This window comes from Symmachiella dynata (assembly GCF_007747995.1).
Taxonomy (GTDB): Bacteria; Planctomycetota; Planctomycetia; order Planctomycetales; family Planctomycetaceae; genus Symmachiella; species Symmachiella dynata.
Map to the genome: position 1 here is coordinate 2,096,761 of NZ_CP036276.1, position 23,220 is coordinate 2,119,980.

Sequence of the window (23,220 nt, forward strand, 5' to 3'; positions counted from 1 at the left end):
ATCCTAGCTTGAGGGTGCGAGCGTTCCCGCCACTCGTTTCCCCCCGGATATGACGGTTGTGATTGCCTCAGTTTCCGAAAATAGGGAGAGCAACGGTTACATTGTCGCGATTATTGCGTCGTGTAGCTAAGATGAACCGTTCGCGGCCGTTCAGGATTCACCACGGAGGCACGGGAAATAGGCTGTAGACCATAGACTGTAGGCTTTAGGACGGGACTGCCAATGCGTTCCTACGGACTACAGTCTAAAGCCTGTCGTCTTCTACTGTCTGCGAGCCTCCGTGGTGAACTCTAACCAACCGCCAACTACAGACTAACGAGCGTACTGCAAAGAAAGTCCTCAGACGATGCCCGATTTCGTGGCTGAAGAAACGCAACGTACGGAATTACAAACCTTGGATCCGCAGGTGACCACCATTCAACCGGGGGGCGGGATCTGTATGCGGATCGAACTTGCCTGGGGGGCGCTGCGGCGGGCGTACTTGAAGACCTTTCGCCGCGGCTACGTGCGGAAGATGGCTGAGTTGCGGCAGGGGACAGAGAATGTTTGTCCGCACGAAGTGCTCGATCCGCGCGATGTGAAATTTTATCAGAATCAAGGCGGGTACTATTGGCGGCCCGAAGATGATCCCTTCACCTGGCGCGACCGGCTGCCGTTTGCCCGCGTGGGATTAGCGGAACTGATCATTTTGTCGGTCGTTTGTTTCGGTTCGACGGCTGTGCTGGCGTATTATTATTGGCCGGCGGCGATTTTGCCGGCTGTGTTCGGTCTGTTCTTTGTTTCGTTTTTTCGCAATCCCCACCGCACCATTCCGACCGATGCGGGGGTTGTGGTCTCGCCGGCGGACGGGAAAGTGACCACGATCGAGGAAATCGAGCATGACGAATTCATCGGCGGTCCGGCGGTGTTGATTGGGATTTTTCTCTCGATCTTCAACGTCCACGTCAATCGCGTTCCAGTGCCGGCGCGGGTGATTGGCATCGTCTATCGCAAGGGCAAATTCCTGAATGCCATGCGTGCGGAATCGGCACGGGAAAACGAACAACTGGCGGTCCGCATCGAAGAAAACCGCGCGCCGTACCGACGGATGACCGTGCGGCAAATCACCGGCGCCATTGCGCGGCGGATTGTCTGTTGGGTCAAGCCGGGGGATGAGTTGGCCGCCGGCGAATTATTTGGCATGATCAAACTCGGTTCGCGCACCGAACTGGTACTGCCCCGCGAAGAGGGGCTGGAGATTGTCGTGAAAATGGGGCAAACCGTGAAGGCGGGCTCGACCATCTTCGCACGGTATCCCGCTGCGGAAGCTGAGGAGCCCGCGTCATGAGTGAAAACTTCGAAGAATCGCTGGCCGTTCCGGTCAAGACGCAGCGCACGCGCCGGCAAAAAATGTTTGCTGTCGTGCCGACGCTGCTGACATTGGGCAATGTCGCCTGCGGATTCGGTAGCATCACCTTTGCGGCGAAATTGAACGGCACCGAGACCGATCCCCAAAACCTGTTTGTAGCGGGTTTGCTGATTTTTGTCGCGATGGTGTTCGACATGCTGGACGGCAGCGCCGCGCGATTGGCTAAAAATACCAGCGATTTTGGTGCGGAGCTGGATAGTTTGTGCGATGCGGTCAGTTTTGGCGTTGCGCCGGCATTTATCCTCGTTAAGTTCTCCACGCCGTTTCACGGACGGATGTTGTGGGCGATTGCCGTGTTGTATGTGATGTGCGCGGTGTTGCGACTGGCACGATTTAATGTCGAGACAGGTGAAGAGGATACGCACGAATCGTTCAGCGGGTTGCCCTCGCCGGCGGCGGCCGGAACGGTGGCGGCCTTCGCCGTAGCCTACCCCGAGTTTTTAGAACGGATTGCAGAATGGCAGTCCAGCGCATTGGAATCGGTGCGGCCCGACCTGGACACCTTCGCTCGCATGGGGCTCCCGTTCATTACACTGGCAGTCGGTTGCTTGATGGTATCCCGCATCCGCTATCCGCACGTGTTCAATCAGCTCTTTCGCGGTCGGCAAAACTACCACCACATGCTGCAACTGATTTTTACGATCGCTGCCGTCTATGTCGTGCGCGAGATGGCTGTGCCGTTGATCTTTTGCGCATTTGCCTTTGGGGCGCCGCTGCGGGCACTGTGGGGACAAATCGCCAATCGAGGTTGGCGAAACTCCAGAACCTCGGCCGGTAGTTGATACCGGAGATGAGGTCCGCGGAGTCATTATTCAGGCATGTTGCCGATCATTTGATTGATCGCCGAGGAACTGCCGAACGCGAACAAGCAATCGCCCGACTCGATCCGAGCGGCTCCCGGCGGCGGCATCAGGCGTTCGCCGTTGTTGCGGCGGATGCCGATGATCATCACGCCCATGGCGCGCAGATTGGTTTCGGTCAGTTGTTTTCCCACGTAGGGGCTGTCGTCGGCGACTTGAATATCGACCAGTTCCAACTCCTGCCCCCGTTTGCCGGCGATTTCTAGAAAGTCCTCGACGTTGGGGCTGACCATAAATCTCGCCATCTTCAGCGCGCCTTGGCGATAGGGGCTGACGACGCGATTGGCTCCTGCCTGTCGCATTTTGGCGGCTGCCTTATCGTCACTGGCACGAACCACTATTTGCAATTCCGGGGCCATCAATCGGGCAGTGAGGCAGACGTAAATGTTGTCGGCGTCGGTTGGCAGTACCGTCGCTAGCGACTTGGCTCGATCGATTGCTGCCAATTGCAAAATTCCGTCATCGGTGGCGTCGCCTACAACATAAGGCCAGTCTTTCGAATGGCACAGCGACACGACCCGTTCATCATTCGTATCAATCACCACAAACGCTTGGCCTTGTTCCTCCAGGTTTTCGCAGATCGTATGCCCCATGCGGCCCATGCCGCAGACGATGAAGTGACCGTCCAGTTGATCGATTTTTTTCTGCATCCGACGCAATTCCCAAAATGAGCGCATTTCCGCGCTGACCACCCATTGCCCCAACTGAAACGCACTGTACGTGAAAATACCCAGACACGTGACCAAATAGAACGTGACGAACAACTTGCCCTCGTCGCTAAGAGGGTGGATTTCGTAGCCGACTGTCGTCACGGTCACGACCGTGTAGTAGACGCAATCGATCCAATCCCAGCCTTCGATCAACCGGAAACCGATGATCCCCACGGTCGTCAGCACGAGCAACAACAGTATGATGATCAGGATCCGTCGCATACGATATTGATGCCAAGCCAATCCGTGTTAGAGACGCAACCACTGGGGAGGTCGCGGTGCAATGCACTCAGGTCCCTGCTAATTCGATCTGTTTCGCAGACGGCAACATAACATGTTCGACCTGCCGCGCCACTACAAATTGAAGAGAAATTTGGAGAGCAAACTCACTGGCAGTTCGTCGCGAACCAGACGCATCGGCTTCCCGCTGTCGGCCAGTATCTGTTCCGCCGCCAAATATCCACTGCGCACCGCACCTTCCATCGTGCTGGGCCATCCGGTCGCCGTCCAGTCTCCGGCGAGGTACAAACCCTCGATCGACGTTGCCGGTCTGGGGCGCAGCTTATCGACACCCGGCACCATGGAGAGTACCGCTTTGTGTTCCGTCACCAACCGGCCATGCTGCAAAGTGGCGCCCTCTGCCTGAGGAGTCAGGCTCGATAATTCTTTGGCGATTTGATCGATCACCTCCGCTTGCGGACGTCCCGACAGTTCGTGGGAAGCACTGATCACCACTTGATAATAATGCCAACTCGCGTCGTCCCCTTCTTCGCCGGGAATCGGAACTTCTCCACGATAAAACACCCATTGGCTGAGCCGTCCCACGAGCACCGCATGCGGCAAATCCAATACGGCACGGTCGAACCACAAATGCACGCTCGAAATGGGGGCGGTTTCCAAAGCCGTGGCCGCCTGAAACTCAGCCCGCCCTCCAATCGCCGCCGGAAACAGCGGCGTGACACGATCCTGCGGAACGGCCAGCACAATTCGATCCGCCTCGATCAACGTCTCGTCCCGCAGCCGCACGCCCACCGCCCGCTCTCCTTGCAACTCAATGGCCGCCACGCCGGTCTTCAGACGGACTGTTACGCCGAGTCGTGTAAACCACTCGGTCAGTTCGTCGCCGTATAGCCGATCGAGCGGGACCGCGGGAATTCGGACTTCCCAGCCGCTACGATTACCCACAAATCCATCGGCAAACACTTTGCGGGCTGAGGCGATGCCAATGCGGTCCAGCGATTCACTCAAAGCACTCACGAGCACGACTTGCCAAAAATGATCGATGAGTTCGGCCGTCTGTCCGTGCGCCGGCAACCATTCGGCCATCGATTGCTCATCCTGTGCCGCAGCAGGCGACTTGATGAGCGTCGTAAGGCCGCGCAACAGCTTTAGTTTCTGCCCGAACGAGAAATGCCGTAATCGCAGTAGAGCGGGTAGGAGATGCAGCGGAGCCGGCAGCGGGGCAGCGGCAAAGCGGCTGCGTTCTCCTTGGGGGCCGATAAACCATAATTCTCGTTGCGTGTGGATCAGGTGCGCGATGCGCAGCGTCTCGCAGAAGTGATCGAAATTCGTACAACACCCCATCGAGACATGTTGGCAATTGTCGATCGGGCTTTCAGTGGTTGCGTCCACAAACGAACTTGCCCGCCCGCCCAGCCGTGGTCGGGATTCCAGCAGCGTGACGGAGTATCCCGCTTGCCCCAAGGCAGAGGCCGCCGCTAACCCGGCCAACCCGCCGCCCACGACTAACACCGTTGATTCAGATGCCATGAATCCGCAAATTCCCCTTGGTTTCGCTACGAAACTGCTCTGAGGACGTTAGCACAACCCAGCGCGCGTATGAAGCGCTGCAAAGCACAATTTCCGTCGGTTTATCGAATGGAGAGTACAGGGGAATGGTCGTATGTCCTTTTCTGAGATAGTGTTATGGGGTCTTCAGTGCATCGTTGGTCCTTGTGACCCTCTCTGCGTTCGAAGATCTCTCAGAGGCGAATCTCTCCGCAAATTGTAGCGCAAAGCAAACATTCAGGCGAATCTTTGCTGGTCCGGTTGATTCGCGGTCGAGGCGTTTGTATAACACTTCTTTAGCATCGGGTTGACTGTCCGCGCACGGCTTCTGCGCGCGACGTCCCAGACGCGTGTCTAGCACGCGGGTCGAAATACTGAAATACGGCAATTTCGGTGGCTGCACCCCGACCAGCCTCGCGCCACAACTGACATGAAGTAAAACTGACATGAAAAAGGTACGTTGAGTATGGGTCACTACACTGGACCGAAGGGACGCATTAACCGCCGTCTGGGTGGAATCATCTTTGAGGACGCCGGAGCGCGCAAGGCTTATGAAAATCGGGATTTCCCGCCCGGTATGCACCAACGCCGCCGGAAAGTGACCGACTACGGACTCGCGCTGACCGAAAAGCAAAAAATTAAATACTATTATGGCCTGCGGGACAAAAAACTGCGGAGCTACTTCGACAAGGCGAAGCACATCAAAGGGAACACGGGTGAAAACCTGATGGTTCTGTGCGAACGCCGCTTGGACAATGTCGTCCGTCGTGCCGGTTTCTGTGCGACACGGCCCCAAGCTCGTCAGGGAATCGTACACGGTCACTTTTGCGTGAACGGCAAAAAGCTCGATCGTCCCTCCTATCTGGTTCGTCCCGGCGACACGATCACGATTCGCAATCGGCCGAACCTCAAAAAACTGTACGCCGAATTGGCCGAAGCGCCCCGCCAAGAGGGAACTGGTTGGCTCAGTTTTGATGTGAGCGGACTAGAAGCCCAAGTCGCGGCCCTGCCCACACCGGATGACGTGAGCTTGCCCATCGATCTCAACGTGGTTGTCGCGTTCCTCTCGCGGTAACCCATCAAGCTGCAAACGAAAAAACCGCGGACCGATTCATTTCGGTCCGCGGTTTTCTTTTTGTCACAGTCACAGTTGGTTATTTGGCCGAATCGGGAGCCGGCGACTGATTGACAAATTCCAGTGATTTGTCAATCAAGATTTCGCCGGTCTGTTCGCCCAAGGATGTCTCCGAAACATATTTGTAGCGATCAAAACTGCCGTAATCGACTTCGGTCAGAATATAACCAAAGGCATCGTTGGTCAGTCCGAATAGCAGGTTGTGTTTGCCCCGCATCTTGCGTTTCAGGAAAAAGCCGATGTTGGGCAGTGCTTCGCCGGGGATTGTGAGAATCTGAGCGTCGCCGATATTCACCAGATTGATGCGGGACGTGATACTCTGGTCTTTGTTGTGTGGGTATTTCAGCGGTGAGCCGGTAATGACCGCCCACATCAAGTCGGAGTCGACGGGAAACCGCACGTCGATGGCGTCGCAAAACAGTTGCGGGTCTTTTTGGAGCGGGGCATCCTGAACAATCCGCAGCGCTTCGTCCGCCATTAGGTGCCCGATGCGTAGACATTCTTCCCAGGTCCGTGAATCGTACCAATAACCGGTCAGGGGATCCTTGGGTTTGTTCAGATCACGATTGTCGGCCGTGATCATTCCCCCTTGTGCGCCATTCATAAACAGCGCCATCCCTCCGGTCTCCTTCTCCAACTTGTCGCACAACGGGCCGACTAAGTCGGGACTGAGTACGCCTTCGCTGTTGCCCAGCACCTCGGGGTGGATGGCGTAATTGACCAGCGTGGCGATCGTCTTACCTTCAGGAGTGACCGCTTGGATCACGCTCATCCGCCGGTCGTAAAGATTGGGAGCGTAATAGTTGTAGGCAATTTTCCCTTTGGCTTCGCCGGTACCGATTTTCAAATACGCCGGCTGCAGATTGTCGATGGCAGTGTTGATCGCCTGAGCGGCCTTGTTGCAGACGTCATCCATGAACTTCAAGTTGCCGGTATGTCCACCGGTCGGCAGCGGAAAGGCATAGCAATCCGGGCCGCTGTGCGTATGTGTCGAGCCGATCATGATATTCTGTGCATCGATGCGCGGAACCTGTTTGCGGACACGATCAGCCAGCACCGAGGGGAATCCCAACAGGTCCAAGCCGACCACCGCGACGGTCGTTTCCCCTTTGCGAAACACGATCGCCCGCGCCGTCAATTCGCCTTGTTTTCCCGTTGCCGGTTTCGGAATGCCCATGCCGCCGGAAATCGGCAGGAGCGGATCGGGGGTAATGACCTGCATCCCGGTGCCGACTTCGAGGTCTGCGAAAGCAGCGGACGTTCCCAATACGATCGAAGAGAGCGCGCACATGGTAATCAAGAGTCGATTCATCAGAGGCTCCGTAAGAGGGGACCCGTTTTTTTAGAACTGCTGGAAATGGTGGTGAGAACCTCATCGATCACCAGCGGGCAATTTTAAACCGGCTGGATGCGCACGATGACGCTGCCACGGGCGGCAGCTCCGTCCGTGGCAGCTCTCAATCCTGGTTATGCGCGGCTATTGCTAATACGACAGCGCCGGGCGATTGCGTTTGTCGTTGCGTCGCAGGGAACACTCATCCTTCAACCACACTGGCGGACAAGCCGCCAGTGGCACCCCACGCAATTGTGATATGACGTGAAGAGGTTAAGTGAACGTCAACTGCGGCGATTACTCTTCCCGTAACCATGCCCAAGCTTTGTCGATGTCGGCGGCATCGAAGTATTCGATTTTGGCCATCGTGAACGGCTTGCAGACCATCGCCATCCATTTTTCCCAAGACTTGTCGCCCACCAATGCAATCCGTTCCATGGCGGTGCAGTGTTTTGTGGCAAATTTGATGTCATCCCACAGTGCGTGCGTATCCCAACCATGGAAGTCGTGGAATTGAGACAGCAAGCGAATCTTGCCGTGGGCTTCCACTGCACGTTCTACGATCGGAACAAAGACCTTGTAGTCCTCGTCGTGCAGTTTTCCACTGAGTTGGAATGCTAAAATATTACTGTCGCTGGATTCAATTTCTGTAATCATGACTTTCTCCGTTTGATTCGTCACTTGATGAAAAACACAGCCTTGTTCCTTTGAGAAATATTACGCTGTCGAGCGGCAAAACTCCACCGGAATTGAATGGTCGCGGGCCGCTTGCTATGAATGGAGTTGCCCCTTCCTATTCCCTGAGACCTAAGACGATGTCTAACCGAATACGTGTCGCTGCTGTTGCCGATATCCCCCCGGGAACTGCTAAGGAGGTTCTTGCGGGCGAGCGGATTTTGGCAGTGTATCATGTTGACGGCGAATTTTATGCGCTGGACGGCATCTGTCCCCATGCCGGCGGTCCATTGGGAGAAGGTACGCTGCAGGGAAACATCGTCACCTGCCCGTGGCATGGTTGGCAATTCGACGTCACCTCCGGCCAGCATTGCCTGAACGATCACCTAAAGCATCCTTGTTTTCCGGTGACTGTTGACGGAGGCGAAGTGTTCGTCGAATTGGGATGAGCGCGCGCCCGCAAAGTTTGCGCAGCTTTCCCTTGCTTTTCGCTAATTTCCGACAATCCGCTAAAACCGGTTTTCTCGTTATCACCGTGCGGACCGCTAGCCGATATCACCCAAGCAGGTCACTGTACCAGGCTGGATTGAGATCGACCTGTCGGGCCTTTCCGGTCACGGCGTGCTTCGCCATGCCCTTCAAACCATTGAAAATCGGGGTTTCCGGGAATTATGGATATGAGAATTCAAAAATTACGTACTGTTTTTACTTTGGTGTTTCTGGCGAGCCTGACGAGCATGGCCTCCGCCGGTGACGATTACTACGGATGCTCCAGCAATGAATGCTACCATCCGGGTGGTGCACGCCAAAAATACAAATTCGGCAAAAACTGGCCTCCCTACGCCCGTCCAGTGGGATGTAAAGAGCCATACATGCACAAATACCATCGCGCCCACTATTGGCCGTACCCGTATATGTGCGACGATCGTTCGGTGATCCGCCAAGTTGTCCAACAGCAATCCGACAACGGCTGGATGAATTACACCACGCTGTATGACTACCACTTTGATGCCTCCACGCAGGAGTTGAATCAAGCGGGACGTCTGAAATTGCAGTGGATCGCACTCTACTCCCCAGAACGATATCGCACGGCTTATGTCGCTGCTTCACTCGATCCGCGGGACAGCGAAATCCGCTTGGCCAACACGACCTCTTTGATTGCGACGATCTGCGGCTCGGAAGATGCGGCACCGCCGGTCATGCTGCGTCGTGCACAATCCATCGGAACGCCGGCCGAGGAAGTCTACTTGATTCGTGGTGCTTACCTGTTGAGCACACCGGCACCGCGATTGCCTTACCAAGCCTACGGAGCTGATGCCCCCGAGGCGGAATAAGGTCGACGGGCAGCGGTAGCAAGAAGTCATCAGAGACCGGGGCCGCGCGCGGTCCCGGTTTTTTTGATGTTTCAAGCAGATCCCGACGGCAGTCGCGCGATTTTGCGTGTTACAGTTCAGTGAAGGCTCAAATTGCGCAGTGACGGCTTGCTTTCCGGCGGTTGATCGGGTGTAAGCCGCAAAATCGGCACAGTTCGACTCCTTCGCCACAGTCACTGCAGTCCATCCACGACATGAGTGCGTCGCGGGCCAATCAGTCAACTTCAAGAAGAGTCGCCATTGTCCAAGCCGGTCGTAGGCCGGAGAGAACATGCGGTCACCGGGTGAGTTGACGATTTACACACATTGCCGCTCCAGGGGGGAGCCATGATCGATCACCGCAGGAATCATCCGGAAACACCCAGTTCTGAGTCCGAGACCACACCGCCTGAGCGTGCAGCCGGCGGCGCGATCACTGATTTGTACGGCGACCTCTTCGAAAAAAAATGGTCGATGCCCAAAGAGGTGAACGCGATTCCTCGCAGTGAGGCGTCCCCCACAGCTGCCTTGCCTGCGGGAGAAGGGATCCCGTCAATTCAACGTTGCGAAGCTCCCTCCGCGCCCCGATCCTTGGAAGAAACCGGATTGGCGTTGATGCAGGTCTGCGATTTGATTCTCAAGCAGCTCTACTTGCAAGGGGGGCTGTTGGGTCTGGATTTGGCCAAAGAGGCTCGCTTGCCATTCAATGTCGTCGATGAAGCTTTGCGGTTTCTCAAAGACGAAAAATGTATTGAAGTCGCCACAGGGGAATTGATTGGTCGTGTCTCCTATAAGTTTCATTTGACCGATCTGGGCCGCAACCGCGCCCGCGATGCATTCGAACAGTGCCGCTATATGGGGCCCGCGCCGGTGGCGTTGGAAGATTATGTTCGTCAATGCCATCGGCAATCCGTTGTAGGCATGACCTGCAACGCCACCGCTTTGATGGCTGCTTTTGAGAATATGATCATCCGTCCCAATCTGATGCAGGAATTGGGTCCGGCGGTCTGCAGTGGACGCTCGATTTTCATCTATGGCCCTCCGGGTAACGGCAAAACGATGATCGCCAAGGGGCTAGGGAATTTTCTCAATTCCGGCGGCGGCGAAATCTATGTGCCGTATGCGATTCAAACAGAAAACAGCGTCATCACCGTGTTTGATCCGACGCTCCACGACGTGACCGACAATGAAGATGATTTGGACGTAGAAGATTCAGACGAATCGATGCGCTTGCTCAATGAAAACACCGTCGACCGTCGCTGGCGCCGTGTGCGACGCCCTGTGGTGATCACCGGTGGTGAATTGACGCTCGAGATGCTTGATCTGAGATACAATTCGACCGCCAACTTTTATCAGGCACCGCTGCACATCAAAGCCAATGGCGGCGTATTTTTGATCGACGACTTTGGCCGCCAAATCGTCAGCCCCCGCGATTTGCTCAATCGCTGGATTTTGCCGTTGGAAGAACGAGAAGATTATTTAACGCTGACGACCGGCAAAAAATTCTCTGTGCCGTTTGAGCAGTTGATCATCTTTTCCACCAACTTAGATCCTCGGGAATTAGTTGACGAAGCGTTCTTGCGGCGGATTCGTCATAAGATCCAAATCGGTCCGCCTTCGCGGGAACTGTACACGGAGATTTTTGAGCTATCTTGCAAGCAGCGAGGTATCCCATTTGCCCAGCCCGCCGTGGATTACCTTTATCGCACGTTTTACGATGCCGGAAAGCCGCCCCGGTCGAGTGATCCGCGGGATTTGTTGGAGATTTGCCAATCGATCTGCCGATTCGAAGAGCAGGAAGTTGTGCTTTCCGAGGATCTCATCTCCGAGGCTGCGCAGCGGTTCTTCTGTCAGATCTAAACGTTGGGGAATTCCGTCGGCAATTCAAAAGCCGGGCCCCACAGCAGAGAACACTCCTCTCCCTTCAATATCATTTCCGCGGACTTATCTTTTTATGATGCAGCATCGTTGCGCGCTGATGCGTAACGCCTATGCAGCACATGGAGGTGCCCCGATGTCTCGTCCTTCTCAATTCCAAATTTGGTTGATGCTTGCTGCCGGATTGACGCTTTTCGTTCCAGGCTGCGCTAGTACTTCCAATACGGATGTGTCGATGAGCGACGCCGGTTGGATGTCCTCGCTGAAAAAGAAGTTTACGCCGAAAACGGAATACGCAAAGATCATTCAGCCGACGCATACCGGCGAACCAAGTTCGCAGTTGTTCGTCGCCTATGGGAAACTTGAAGAGAGCCGCAAAAATGTGAACAAGGCTCACGATGCCTACTCCACTGCGCTGGCCAAAGATCCCCAGTCGTATGAGGCGATCCTCGGGTTGGCTCGATTGGAACAATTGGCCGGTCGGCCCGAAACGGCGGAACAAGGGTTCCTCAAAGCCCAAGCGATTGCGCCCGGATCGCCGGATGTCATGACCGCGCTGGGGCAATTTTATGCCGCTCAAAATCGTTGGGATGAAGCCATCGCCCTGCATCGCCAAGCGTTTCAGGTCGAACCCACCAATACCCAACTTCGCTACGGTTTGGCTCGCGTGCTAACACAGGCCGGTCGTGTTGACGAAGGCTTGGCCCAGTTCGAAGAGTCGCTGCACGATAACGTCGCCAACAGCACCGCCGCTGCGGAATACAACGTTGGCGTCATTCTGCACGAACAGGGCCGGTTTGTCGAAGCCGAGCAACATCTCCTCAAAGCCACCATTCACGACCCCAGCATGGAGCAGGCACAGGAATGGCTGGATGTGGTACGACGCGATAAGTCGCGACAACAAGCCATTGCCGCCGCGAATTCTAATGCGGGACGCATTCAGCAAGCTTCTGCTCAGCAGCATATGCAACAGCCTGCGGCCTCAGGGGTCTCACCGGCAAGTCACACCGAATACTCTCAACAGCGACCGACCGCCAACATTCAAGGCGTGCAGCCGATCCAAGCCGGCAACCTGTCACGGTAGACGGGCTCGGATCTGCCTGATGGATTCGCACAACAGAAAATCGACTTCGACGCGTTTAACGCGGCCTGCGGTATGACTCCCATCAATACGACAGAACTGTTAAGGCAGGTGTGCGGCACACAACCGCCGCCGACTCCCGAACCGGGGCTGCAGTTGTGTCTGGAGTTGGCCGCCGACGAGACCACCTCGCCCCGTTTCCTGGCTGACTCGCTCGCCGAGATACCGTCGCTGAGTCGACGCTTCCTTATCTTGGCCAATAGCTTGTTGCCCGCATCGGCCGCCGCGCACAATGTACAAGCGGCCTGTGCGACGATCGAACCCGCACTCACGGCCGACGTCTTGTGGGTCTTGGCGCTGAGCGATGCCATGCAACAAACCGCAACGCGCAGCGGCCTTCGTTTGTGGAAGCATTCTCTGTTGACCGCTGCCATGGTACGTCACATTCAGCAACATCTGGTGAAGCCCCCCAGCGGGTCTGCTTGGGTGGCGGGAATGGCGCACGATATGGGACATCTCTTCCTGGATGGTCCGGCCACCGAGCAGGGCATCGACTGGCATGTCGAACATGATCGACTGCTGGATCAAGATTCGGGACCGCTGCCGCAGCGCAATCATTGCCTCCTCGGTGCTGGTCTATTGCGTCTGTGGAACGCTCCGCCAGCGATCGTCAGCGCAGCCCAATACCACCATCATCCGGCCGACGCAGAGACGCAATTCCGATCCCTGGTCGCGCTGGTTCGCGTGGCGGATCTCATCGCCGAACATGTCGATGCCGAACATCTCCGCGATGAATTCAATCTCGAACAATCCGCTGCTTGGCGAATTGTCGACGACACGTGCGGAATGAAATCGCAAAGCGTCGAACAACTTCTCGCCGACGTGCTCATTCCCGCCTCCCTGCAAGCGGACCGGCTGGCTGGATTGCTGGCCAAATAACCCGGCGGGTGTTGCAATCGCTCCTCAGGATCGCTGATTCTGCCGACAGTCGGTAGTGGGTCAGTTTGAACTATGAGCGTTCTTGAGAATCGGCGGCAGGGTTGACGATCAACGTGTATCGCGTAATGTGGAGACAAGCTCTCTCATTAATTCGTTGGTTTCGGATTGCAATTGAATTTGCTCGCGGGTTAAGTCAATTATCTCCACATTCAGGTCCATTGCGCGCTGATTCGCATCAAGAAATTGTCGGGCCGACTGACTGCTACGGTACAGACGCCACAACACCAATAGTAGAAGTGCAATCATGACTGCGAGGAGGATAAGTCGGGGGTTGTCCAATTAAACGCTCCATTCTTGACCAATGGAATAGTACCTGCAGCCCAAGGAGTATGCCATAACGCTTGAGCAAGCACAAACGCCCTTTGCGACGGATTAGCCACTTCCTTTGTCACCGCCCCATCCAGACAATGTCCACGCCGCCCGACATCAAACATGCCGCTCAACTTCTCCGCGACGGAGGGCTGGTGGCGATCCCTACCGAAACCGTGTACGGCCTCGCCGCTCATGCGCTCGATCCGTTGGCCGTAGCGCGGGTCTTCGCCGCCAAGGGACGCCCGAAATTCGATCCCTTGATTGTGCACGTCCCTGAGCGTGCGGAGTTGGCCGATTTGGTTAGCGAGTTTCCCGCAACGGCTGTGAAATTGGCTGATCAGTTTTGGCCCGGCCCGCTGACGATGGTGTTGCCCAAACGGGACGTCGTCCCCGACATCGTCACCGCCGGGCTGTCATCCGTCGCCATCCGCATCCCCGACCACCCCGTCGCCCAAGCACTGCTCAAAGAAGCCGGCATCCCCTTAGCCGCTCCCAGCGCCAATCCATTCGGACGGCTCAGCCCCACCACAGCTGCGCATGTCCGCGAGCAACTCGGCGACGCAGTCGATTTCATTCTCGACGGCGGACCGTGTCGCGTCGGGGTCGAATCCACCGTCGTGCAGATTACCGGCGATCAAGTACAACTCCTACGTCCCGGCGGCGTGACGTTGGAAGAATTAGAAGCCGTCGTCGGCAGCATCGTCATCCCGGCCCCCGACGCACACCCGTCATCCGCCGCCCAACCCTCGCCCGGCACGCTGCCGCAACATTATGCTCCCGGCACGCCGTTGATCCTAACGGTCGATGATCAATCTCCGGCATCCGGCAAACGCACCGGTTTGCTCTGCCTGACCGCACCGGAAGACACTTCTGCATACATTGCCGTCGAAGAGCTCTCAAACACCGGCAATCTCACCGAAGCCGCCGCCAACTTCTTCGCCGCGATGCGCCGCTTAGACGCCGCTGGATTAGACGTCATCGTCGCCCAACCGTTCCCCAACAAGGGCCTAGGCCGCGCCCTCAACGACCGCCTCACCCGCGCCGCAACAAAGTAATCCCCCAATGGACCGCGATCAGCCGTTCACCAACATTCCCCCCTCTCCCCCTGGGAGAGGGGCCGGGGGTGAGGGCCGCACAACCTTGAGCACCCCCACGTCTACTCGTCCCCACCCCCACCAAAGAAACCAAAGTACATCCCGCCGCCGGCTACCAGAAAAACCAGCCCGATCAACGTCAGAGGGATCATCAAGACCGCTGAGGGAAAGCTGTGGTCGACGGAGAATGCCAACGCACCGTCCAGATTGACGCCCGGGTAGGGAATCGCGAATTGTTCCCGTTGGTTTTTCCCCAAGCCTTGCATGCCGTTCGTGACCACGCCGGTGAGCGCTTGGCGTTGCAAGATGGTCGCCAATTCCATTTCGTTTGCGGCGGCATCGGTGTAGGCAATGACCGGACGCGCCGGCCAGGCATTTTCAGGCGTCATCAACGGAATCCAGACCCGCCTCCATTTTCCGTTCTCCGAGGCTTCAATCACAAACTGTTCGCCGACCGTGAATTCACTGATCGAGAGGTGGGTATTGTTGGTACCGTCAGCAGCCCCTAATGCGCTGAGCGTAACCGGTTCCGGCTCACTAGTACCGCGCAGCGACAAATAGGAATTGAATCCCCCAAAAATTGTAGCTCCGAGTCCTATCAAGAGCAGAATTCGACCGACAAACCTCATGCGCCATCCCTTTTGTTGTGAGTGAAACTGGAAAGAAGTACGAGCGTCACATTGGCCCCTCATCACGTTATCCAAGATGCCCGCCGGCAAATCAAGAAGTTTTTCTGCAATTGCGCAATTCGAGGATCATCGGATCAATACACAACAACAGCAAAAAACATCCCCACCCAACGCTCTCCCTCTCCCTCTGGGAGAGGGCCGGGGTGAGGGGCGCGCTAAATTGGATTGACCCAGCAGCAGAGAACGACACCGGCATGCTCACGCGCGCCGCTGGCTAAGTGTGCAGATGAACGCACAGTGCGACGGCGAAGCCGTCGGTTTGGGAGGGGATCTTGCGCCGCGCTAACTTCTCATGCAACATTACAACGGGTGGCAGCGATTGCCGACGGCAATCGGTGTGCCGCAGGCACAAGACGCAGCAGTTTCAGCGGTCCCTAACAACGAGATTCTGCTTGTTTCAGAACGCGCAAAATGCGGCTGCTTGCGGGCTGCGCCCGCCGCGATAGCGGAGCTATCGCGGCTACCCTGAGGTTAGGGTGCTAACTCTGAGATATTTTCCAAACCTCTACGGTGAAGCCGTCGGTTTGGGAATGGATTGAATATGCGGGTGACGACGTGTCGCTGTTCTTGAGAGCAGGCAGAGAAGCGTTTCGGGACCACTTAGGGTTTAGACTTCAATTTCGGAAGCGGTCTTTCCGGGCTTAAGAGGGGCGGCAGTGGTTCCCAGCTTGGGTTTCTGACGATGTAAAATTCTTTCAATTGTTGCCCAGGCGCCCCAGGTCTCTCTCTGAGTGGCGGCAATCGCGTTTTTTCGAGTCGTCCCTTAATGAACATTGACCGCCCATGATTGTTGGCTTCCCAGCCCGGTAAATTCTCCATGCCTTCGACATCAAGTTCGCTATCTCTGTATTCAAACCACCAATTCCCGTTTCGACTCCACGCGCGTCCGCGAAGTTCGACGTCTCGCCCAATTTGATCCTTGAGGAACACCAGCCGTGCGTCCCCTTTTAAAAATTCGTACACTTTACCCCCGATATCAGGTCCAGTAACCCCCAGCGTTTCGATGGTTTTTCCTTCCATGTGCATCGGCCAAGGTTTTTCTTTCCTGACGATGATCTTCCATCCGTCTCCTACCATGACGGCTTTGCCGTTCTCCGATGTTGCTATTCCTTGAAGCAATACGTTTTCGCCAATAAACATTTCCGGAGTGAATGTGATGGGCGCTATTTTCTTGGCGGTGACGCCTACGACTTCTGTTCGGAAATAGTGGTTGGTCGTTTGGGCAAATAGTTTCCCCATTCGCCTAGCTGCATTGGGAATCCCGACATAACCTCCCGTCTCGTAGACGTCCAGTTCGTATGTATGGCCATATTTCAGCTTGACGGGTTTATCGTCTTCTTCGGCTTCTGCGGGGTGCAAGTCAAAAGGACTTTCGATGGGGATCCGGAGATACTTCTGTGTATACTTACCATTGATCCACTGCACACGTAGATTTTTCCCGCCTTCATAGCCTTTAAAGGGTCCCGCCACAATCACCCCTCGGACCTTCGCAAGTTTTCCCAATGGGACTTGCAACTTGCCCGTGAGTACAAACTCGCGTCCCAACTCACTGACGGGGACCTTCTGCGGTTCCGCGCCGCTGGTTACGTTCAGCGTGATGACAAACAAGACGAGACTTGCTGCGAGCGTTCTCATGGGATTCCCTCATTTCGAGTAAACCGACAGAAGAAGTACCGGCAAGCGTTTATACGTTGGTGAGGGGAATCATGTCACAGAGATTTCACAGATGTGATTCGGGTGGCACGGATTGTCGATGCACAAGACGCCGCAGTTTCAGCGGTCCCGAACAACGAGATTCTGCTTGTTTCAGAACGCGGTAATTGCGGCTTCTTGCGGGCTGCGCCCGCCCCGATAGCGGAGCTATCGCGGCCACCCTGAGGTTTGAGAGCTTTTCGCCAATTAACGACGGCGAAGCCGCCATATTGGGAGTGGCACTCACGTTACATATGCAGCGCGCGGCCATCGACCGCCAGCGACGCTTCTTTTACCGCTTCGGCCAACGTCGGGTGCGCGTGGCAGCAGCGGGCGAGGTCTTCGCTGCTGGCGCCGAATTCCATGGCCACTGCGGCTTCGGCGATCAAATCTCCGGCGTGCGGACCGATGATGTGTGCGCCTAAAATGCGATCGGTTTTTTCATCGGCCAGAATCTTCACGCGGCCGTCGGTGTGTCCGATTGCTCGCGCGCGGCCGTTGGCGATGAAGGGGAATTCCCCTTTGCGATAAGCAATACCTGCTTCCTTAAGTTCATCCTCTGTCTGGCCAACTGAGGCGATTTCCGGGGCGGTATAGACGATGGCCGGAATCGTGTTGTAATTCACATGCCCGTAACCGTTGACGATCCCCTCGACGCAGGCGACGCCTTCCTCTTCGGCTTTATGTGCCAACATCGCTCCGCCGATCACATCGCCGACGGCATAGATCCCCTCAGCCGAAGTGGCGAGATGTTCATCGACAGGCACAAACCCGCGTTTGTCGGTCTCAATGCCGACTGATTCCAAACCCAACTCCGCCGTGTTCGGTTTGCGACCCACAGCAACCAACACGCGGTCGCAGTGGATCGAATCGGCCCCGTCGATGTCGACCGTGCAACCTTTGCCGTCGGTCGTCACGCCGGTCACCTTGCAGCCGAGTTGGAAATTCAGTCCTTGTTTTTTGAAGATCTTCAGGGCTTCGGTGGCGATGGCGGAATCCATGCCGGGCAGAATGCGATCCAGATATTCCAAAATCGTTACGCTGGCTCCCAGTCGTCGCCAGACGGTCGCCATTTCTAAACCAATCGCACCCGCGCCGATCACCACCAGATGCTCGGGGACTTCGCCATAGGTCAGTGCTTCGGTGCTGGTACCGATGCGGTCGCCGTCCAGTTCAATGCCCGGCAACGTCGCCGGCACGCTGCCGGTGGCAATGATGATTTTATCGGCCGTGAGTTCCGTCTCCCCCTCTTTGCCAGAAACGGTCACCTTGCCGGGAGCGGTGATACGGCCGTGCCCCAGGTAGCGGGTGATTTTGTTTTTCTTGAACAACGAATCGATCCCGCCGGTCAGCGCGCGGACGACGCGATCCTTGTTTTTGAGCATCTTCCCCAGGTCCAATTGCACGCCGTCGACCATGATCCCGTGCGACGACAGGTCCCCTTTGATCTCGGAGAATTGTTCGCTCGATTCCAACAGTGCCTTGCTGGGAATGCAGCCCACCCGCAGGCAAGTGCCGCCGAGCGCTTTATCGAGTTCAATGCAGGCGACGTCCAAGCCGAGTTGGGCAGCACGAATCGCCGCCACATATCCACCCGGCCCGCCGCCGATGATGATGAGGTTGTGTTTGGTCATTTGTTCTTCAGTAGGCAGTTGGTAGTAGGCAGTAGACAGAGGGCAGTAGGCAGTAAAAAGTGGCCGGTGGCCGGTGGCCGGTGGCCGGTGGTCAGTGGCCAGTGGCCAGTGGCCAGTGGCCAGTGGTGGGTGCATGATCGTCGAACGGCATCGGGGCGCCAACCCTACGGGCTAAGGTCTACAGCCTATTCCCTCAAGCCTGTCCGCTCACGCCTCACGCCTCCTGCTTCCCGTCTCACGGCTCACGTCAAACTAGCTGGCGGATTGGTTGCGGGGCGGTGATGATTTGTTCGACGTCTTTGGGGACGTTGGTGAGCAGGCGGACTTCGGCGATGTCGAATAGCGTGTGCATGACGGTCGCTAACACGTTTTTGCTGTTGATCGGATCAGAGGCGGGTGAGCTGGCGGTGCTGTCCGAACGGCCGACGACTTGGCCCATGTTTAAGCCGCCGCCAGCGAACGCCAGCGTGCAGAGATTGCCCCAATGGTCGCGGCCGCCATGTTTGTTGATCCGCGGCGTGCGGCCGAATTCGCCCGTGATCACCAGCAGAATCTTTTCACTCAGGCCTCGCTGCGCGACATCTTCAATAAACGCCGAAGCTGCTTTGTCGACCGCCGGTGTGAGCGAACTCAACCCGTCGACCATCGTGAATTCCTTGCCGCCGCCATGCATGTCCCATCCGCCGCAGGTCACGGTGACAAAACCACAACCCGCTTCACACAACCGTCGGGCCAACAACATCTGTTTGCCCAAGGCGACCGGTGAAAACTGAGTGGCATAACTGTTGCGCTTTTTGACCGCATCGGTGGGCTCGAATTTGCTGGTGTCGTAACGGGCGACGTTTTGCGGGTTTTCCTTCGACAAATCAAATGCATCCGCCACGCCGCGGGTCAGTACGTCGAACGCCTGTTGTTGAAATTGATTCGCCGATTCCACCACGCTGCCGGAATCAAATCGCCGCCGCAGCAGATCGAGTTGATTCAGCAACATCCGCCGATCATCGAGCCGGTCCCCTTTGAGGCTCAGCCGCATATTGTCGATAATCTCGCCACCGGCACTGGGATCGAACGGTTTATAGACCGACGACAAACTGCCGGTTTGCGAAACGCGACCGATGTTGTGGTACAACTTTTTGTATTGGTCACCCACCGCGCTGGGCGTGACCAGCGCATTTTCCGGCATGCCGGTTTTCGGATTGGTCAATCCAGCGACGCGGGCATAGAGCGCTCCCATCATCGCCCCGGTCGAATTTCCCCCCGCCATCACATGCATCGCCGCCGGACCGTGGCTGGAGATACCGTGTCGATACGACCGCACGACCGCCATTTTGTCCGCCAGCGACGCCAATTGTGGAAAGGACCCGCCGAACGTCACGCCGGGCAGCGAGGTTTGGACTTCACCCGTGATACTGCGGATTTCCTGCGGAGCGGTCATCTTGGGATCGAATGTCTCAAACTGACTCGGCCCCCCTTGCAGGTTCAGCACCACGACCGATTTGTCCCGCACCGCATGACCTTTTGCCGCCGCCTGGGCCTTGAGCGACAACAACGACGCCATCGACAACCCGCCGACAGCGGAGGTTCCGATTTGCAAAAACGTGCGCCGCGATCCTCCACGGCTGCGCGAATCACCAGAAATTGTGAGCATACCTCGACTCCCGAGGGGGTTTGAACGTTGGTCATAGGGAACGCAACAAATCGACGTTTGTTTATGTTACACGATTCGGCAGCGTTTGTCGCTATGGAATTGATAGAAAGGGGGGGCAACTGCTCAGCGGTTGGGGCCGTTCGTCACAAGACGCCTTCTCTCAGTTTACGGGGACTTGCCACGGTGTTAATAAGGGGCAAGGCAGTGCGACAGATTGCCCCACCTTTCTATCATTGAAGCGACGGACACTCCAAATGACGTCATTCACCGACGACGAAGTCCTTCAAATATTTGAGGATCTACCAAACCATCTGGGCTGTTCGCCTGCAGAACTTGATGATGCCGAACAGGCATTCGGCGCCGTCTTTCCCCCAATTTATCGTCGACTCATGTTGCTCGATGAACGCCGCATGCTTTCGATAGGCTGGATACTTCCTGTCAGCAAGCTTAAAGTTTGGAAACACGATGCTGAACATCTTTTGACCGAAGATGAACACGAATTTCAACTTGAGCCCAATCACGTCGTCTTTGCATGGTACGAAATTTACTCGTTCTATTTTTTTACCGCCGGTGGGAAAGACGACGTCCCGGTATATCGATTCAACTATTATTCTGAAGAAGATAATTGGCACCCAGCCTTAGCGGCTTCTTCCATACGGGAGTTCCTCATTCAACGAATCCGATCGTATTTGAAGCTTAACTTTGCCGATCTTTAAATATTGCCAGAATAACCTGACCGCCTAACGGCAGGCTGTCGTAGCATCTTGCAACTCCGCAACCCAGTTAATCCAAATCGGTCCGTCCGCAGCGTTCACCGTATTGGCCAAAGGCCAATATCCACCCTAGCCTGGGGCAACGTCCCAGGAATCGATAGCCACCCATACCAACGTTGGCCAACGGCCAACATCACCGGCTCATGCATTCATTCCGTGTTGTATTTGGCCTACAGCCAAAACCTTGTTTTCGCGCCTCTCCCCTGGGGCGAATGCCCCAGGCTAAGGTGTCGTAAGGCCTTCGGCCATTCGTTTGATGCGTGTTTGAGCATGAAGAAACGCGTCCCTCCGCCAACCCTCAAGCCTGTCCCCTCAAGCCTCACGCCTCAATCTATGGGGCAATTGTGACAATAGAGTCGTCCCCGCCGACTGCGGCATCCAACTGACGGGTCATTGATGAAACGGAATCTAGCCTGCCGGGAACGTTTGCGTTGCCAAAGCAAAACACCTCAACGACGAACTGCTTATTCGCTTGCCGATCGTAAGCTTCAGAACCCTCGTATGTGACGTCAGTTGAACATGCCGAGATTGATTCCAGCGGCTCAATGTGGGCTAGTTGTCTCAACCCGTTATTCGTGACGCGCGTGGCTGTCAGGTTCAACCATTTCAAACTCGAACAATCGGAGAGGTTTGCCAACGTATCGTCGCCGATGGTGGTGCCTGAGAGGTCGATCGTATCCATGTCGCTCAAATCCAAGTGGGCGAGAATCTGTGCCAACTCTGTGTCCCCAATGCTTGGAGAATTGATCCGTATTTCGACGATTGAATTGAACCTGCCGAGGTGGCGATCATCGATAAAATTCCGCAAGAACTTTGGAGCACTACTCCGCAGTGTGACTTGTCCTCCGGCAGCGGTGATTTTTTCGATTGCGGAACGTTGCATCCAGGATTCCAGCACGAAGAAACCGAGGCAAATCAATAGCGTGGCAAACAACAACCTATAGCAAACCGACGAGTAGCGTTTTCGGTTAGTCATCGGGGTGTCCCTTCGGGGCATCTCTCCGCAGTGGCAAGGTGAAGGCAAAAAACGCGTCAATTGCATCCAGTGATAGCATGATTCACCGTATTGGCCAAAGGCCAATATCCACCCTAGCCTGGGCAACGCCCCAGGAATCGGTAGGCACCAATACCAGCGTTGGCCAACGGCCAACATCACCGGCTCAATCTTCAATCGGGCTCTCGGCGGGCAATGATCCCTATGGCCACGATCATTCCGACGGTGAAACCGGAAATGAAATTGCGGAGGTCATCGCCCGGTTGCCAAGGTGGTTGTACTGCATAAGTGAAAAGTAAAATGGCCACAGAACCAGTAGCAAACGTACACAATAAACACGTCACAGTACCTCGCACAATTCGACGTACGTCTTTCCTTCGGGCCAACAGAATAATGACAGCCAAAGTCAGCCCAAAGATCGCCGTGCTGATTTGACCAATCAGATACTTTGGATCGAACAGCCGGTACACGTCCGTGGCGACAGCGGCAGCGACTAAGACGCGCAGGAAAATATAGACATAGCGCATATGGCTAGACACCCTCCCCGAATCACGTCACCTCATGGCCACATCCTTTACAGCGAGATTCGAGTCGGTTTGTCCACACACGATATGTGCCGCAGCGCCTACAACGACGATCCGGAGCCCAATGGGCCTGGCAATGGGCACACTCGCGCACATATCGCGTCCGCTTCACATTTTTCGCCAAACGCCCCAAGCAGATGGGGCAAGCGCCGCTACGTTTTCGTGCTGTGTGTTTGGAAACACCCGTGTTGCGCGATGGTCGTGCGGGCTGGATATCTAGATCGGCCCGGCGTCGGAGCCTGCGCGTCGCCAGCCGTTTCTCAAACCCGCTCGGCTTGTCTGGGCTGATCTGTTTGTGCTTATTGGTGATGAGGTTGGCCATGTTTCGAATCCATCAAAACTAGAATGGCCCGACCGCATAGCGATAGGGGGGCCAATATCCACCCTAGCCTAACGGCAACGCCCCAAGAATCGATAGGCACCCATAACAACGTTGGCCAACGGCCAACATTACCGGCTGATTATTCTTGGCCATTTGTCGCGCTGTGTATTTGGCCTTCGGCCATTCGTTTGATGCGTGTTTGAATTTGAAGGAACGCGTCCACCCGCCAACCCTCAAGCCTGTCTCCTCAAGCCTCGCG

The 23,220-nt window shown here is 56.0% G+C and carries 20 protein-coding genes; 10 read left to right on the top strand and 10 right to left on the bottom strand.

What is annotated here, in order from left to right:
* Positions 1 to 346 precede the first annotated feature (346 nt).
* Together Mal52_RS08100 and pssA are read left to right on the top strand one after the other, a co-directional pair.
* A complete protein-coding gene (locus Mal52_RS08100; RefSeq protein WP_231962557.1) occupies positions 347 to 1,327 on the top strand; it encodes a phosphatidylserine decarboxylase family protein in 981 nt (326 codons plus the stop codon).
* On the top strand, positions 1,324 to 2,190 hold the full coding sequence (gene pssA, locus Mal52_RS08105) for a CDP-diacylglycerol--serine O-phosphatidyltransferase (RefSeq protein ID WP_145375367.1): 867 nt from the start codon (positions 1,324 to 1,326) through the stop codon (positions 2,188 to 2,190). Before Mal52_RS08100 ends, pssA begins: the two co-directional genes overlap by 4 nt.
* Positions 2,191 to 2,216: 26 nt before the next feature.
* Here pssA and Mal52_RS08110 read toward each other — a convergent pair whose 3' ends face one another.
* Both Mal52_RS08110 and hpnE read right to left on the bottom strand, forming a co-directional pair.
* Entirely contained in the window at positions 2,217 to 3,200 is a 984-nt protein-coding gene (locus Mal52_RS08110; protein WP_145375368.1) for a potassium channel family protein, read from the bottom strand.
* Positions 3,201 to 3,332: 132 nt separating this feature from the next.
* Positions 3,333 to 4,748, bottom strand: coding sequence for a hydroxysqualene dehydroxylase HpnE (gene hpnE, locus Mal52_RS08115; RefSeq protein ID WP_145375369.1), 1,416 nt, complete (start codon positions 4,746 to 4,748; stop codon positions 3,333 to 3,335).
* A gap of 484 nt (positions 4,749 to 5,232) precedes the next feature.
* On the opposite strand from hpnE, the gene rpsD reads away from it, so the two are divergent.
* Positions 5,233 to 5,841: a 30S ribosomal protein S4 gene (gene rpsD, locus Mal52_RS08120; protein ID WP_145375370.1), complete on the top strand. Its 609-nt coding sequence runs from the start codon at positions 5,233 to 5,235 to the stop codon at positions 5,839 to 5,841.
* Between the two features lie 79 nt (positions 5,842 to 5,920).
* Here rpsD and Mal52_RS08125 read toward each other — a convergent pair whose 3' ends face one another.
* On the bottom strand, positions 5,921 to 7,213 hold the full coding sequence (locus Mal52_RS08125) for a neutral/alkaline non-lysosomal ceramidase N-terminal domain-containing protein (RefSeq protein ID WP_145375371.1): 1,293 nt from the start codon (positions 7,211 to 7,213) through the stop codon (positions 5,921 to 5,923).
* 318 nt (positions 7,214 to 7,531) lie between these two features.
* Positions 7,532 to 7,891: a SpoIIAA family protein gene (locus tag Mal52_RS08130; RefSeq protein ID WP_145375372.1), complete on the bottom strand. Its 360-nt coding sequence runs from the start codon at positions 7,889 to 7,891 to the stop codon at positions 7,532 to 7,534.
* A gap of 158 nt (positions 7,892 to 8,049) precedes the next feature.
* Here Mal52_RS08130 and Mal52_RS08135 point away from each other — a divergent pair, with 158 nt between their 5' ends.
* From Mal52_RS08135 to Mal52_RS08160, 6 genes are all read left to right on the top strand, one after another.
* On the top strand, positions 8,050 to 8,358 hold the full coding sequence (locus tag Mal52_RS08135) for a Rieske (2Fe-2S) protein (RefSeq protein WP_145375373.1): 309 nt from the start codon (positions 8,050 to 8,052) through the stop codon (positions 8,356 to 8,358).
* Between the two features lie 228 nt (positions 8,359 to 8,586).
* Positions 8,587 to 9,243 (top strand): hypothetical protein, encoded by a 657-nt coding sequence (locus tag Mal52_RS08140; RefSeq protein WP_145375374.1) that lies wholly within the window; start codon positions 8,587 to 8,589, stop codon positions 9,241 to 9,243.
* A 366-nt stretch (positions 9,244 to 9,609) separates the two neighbouring features.
* Positions 9,610 to 11,121, top strand: a complete 1,512-nt coding sequence (locus tag Mal52_RS08145; protein WP_231962558.1) for a P-loop NTPase and SpoVK domain-containing protein — start codon at positions 9,610 to 9,612, stop codon at positions 11,119 to 11,121.
* Positions 11,122 to 11,275: 154 nt separating this feature from the next.
* Positions 11,276 to 12,223 carry a tetratricopeptide repeat protein gene (locus tag Mal52_RS08150; RefSeq protein WP_197534749.1) on the top strand — a complete coding sequence of 316 codons (948 nt, stop codon included), beginning with the start codon at positions 11,276 to 11,278 and terminating at the stop codon, positions 12,221 to 12,223.
* A 72-nt stretch (positions 12,224 to 12,295) separates the two neighbouring features.
* Positions 12,296 to 13,159, top strand: a complete 864-nt coding sequence (locus Mal52_RS08155; protein WP_145375376.1) for an HDOD domain-containing protein — start codon at positions 12,296 to 12,298, stop codon at positions 13,157 to 13,159.
* 467 nt (positions 13,160 to 13,626) lie between these two features.
* Positions 13,627 to 14,586, top strand: a complete 960-nt coding sequence (locus tag Mal52_RS08160; RefSeq protein ID WP_145375377.1) for an L-threonylcarbamoyladenylate synthase — start codon at positions 13,627 to 13,629, stop codon at positions 14,584 to 14,586.
* A 101-nt stretch (positions 14,587 to 14,687) separates the two neighbouring features.
* Here Mal52_RS08160 and Mal52_RS08165 read toward each other — a convergent pair whose 3' ends face one another.
* From Mal52_RS08165 to Mal52_RS08185, 4 genes are all read right to left on the bottom strand, one after another.
* On the bottom strand, positions 14,688 to 15,254 hold the full coding sequence (locus tag Mal52_RS08165) for a hypothetical protein (protein ID WP_145375378.1): 567 nt from the start codon (positions 15,252 to 15,254) through the stop codon (positions 14,688 to 14,690).
* A 660-nt stretch (positions 15,255 to 15,914) separates the two neighbouring features.
* Positions 15,915 to 16,949: a hypothetical protein gene (locus Mal52_RS08170; protein ID WP_145375379.1), complete on the bottom strand. Its 1,035-nt coding sequence runs from the start codon at positions 16,947 to 16,949 to the stop codon at positions 15,915 to 15,917.
* 305 nt (positions 16,950 to 17,254) lie between these two features.
* On the bottom strand, positions 17,255 to 18,640 hold the full coding sequence (gene lpdA, locus Mal52_RS08175) for a dihydrolipoyl dehydrogenase (protein ID WP_145375380.1): 1,386 nt from the start codon (positions 18,638 to 18,640) through the stop codon (positions 17,255 to 17,257).
* 247 nt (positions 18,641 to 18,887) lie between these two features.
* On the bottom strand, positions 18,888 to 20,288 hold the full coding sequence (locus Mal52_RS08185) for a DUF1501 domain-containing protein (RefSeq protein WP_145375382.1): 1,401 nt from the start codon (positions 20,286 to 20,288) through the stop codon (positions 18,888 to 18,890).
* Positions 20,289 to 20,542: 254 nt separating this feature from the next.
* Between Mal52_RS08185 and Mal52_RS08190 the strand changes: the two genes are divergently transcribed.
* The gene (locus Mal52_RS08190; protein ID WP_145375383.1) at positions 20,543 to 21,004 is read left to right on the top strand and encodes an SMI1/KNR4 family protein; all 462 of its coding nucleotides are present in this window, start codon (positions 20,543 to 20,545) and stop codon (positions 21,002 to 21,004) included.
* Between the two features lie 388 nt (positions 21,005 to 21,392).
* Here Mal52_RS08190 and Mal52_RS08195 read toward each other — a convergent pair whose 3' ends face one another.
* Entirely contained in the window at positions 21,393 to 22,037 is a 645-nt protein-coding gene (locus tag Mal52_RS08195) for a hypothetical protein (RefSeq protein WP_145375384.1), read from the bottom strand.
* 191 nt (positions 22,038 to 22,228) lie between these two features.
* Positions 22,229 to 22,582 carry a hypothetical protein gene (locus Mal52_RS08200; RefSeq protein ID WP_145375385.1) on the bottom strand — a complete coding sequence of 118 codons (354 nt, stop codon included), beginning with the start codon at positions 22,580 to 22,582 and terminating at the stop codon, positions 22,229 to 22,231.
* Positions 22,583 to 23,220: the final 638 nt, after the last annotated feature.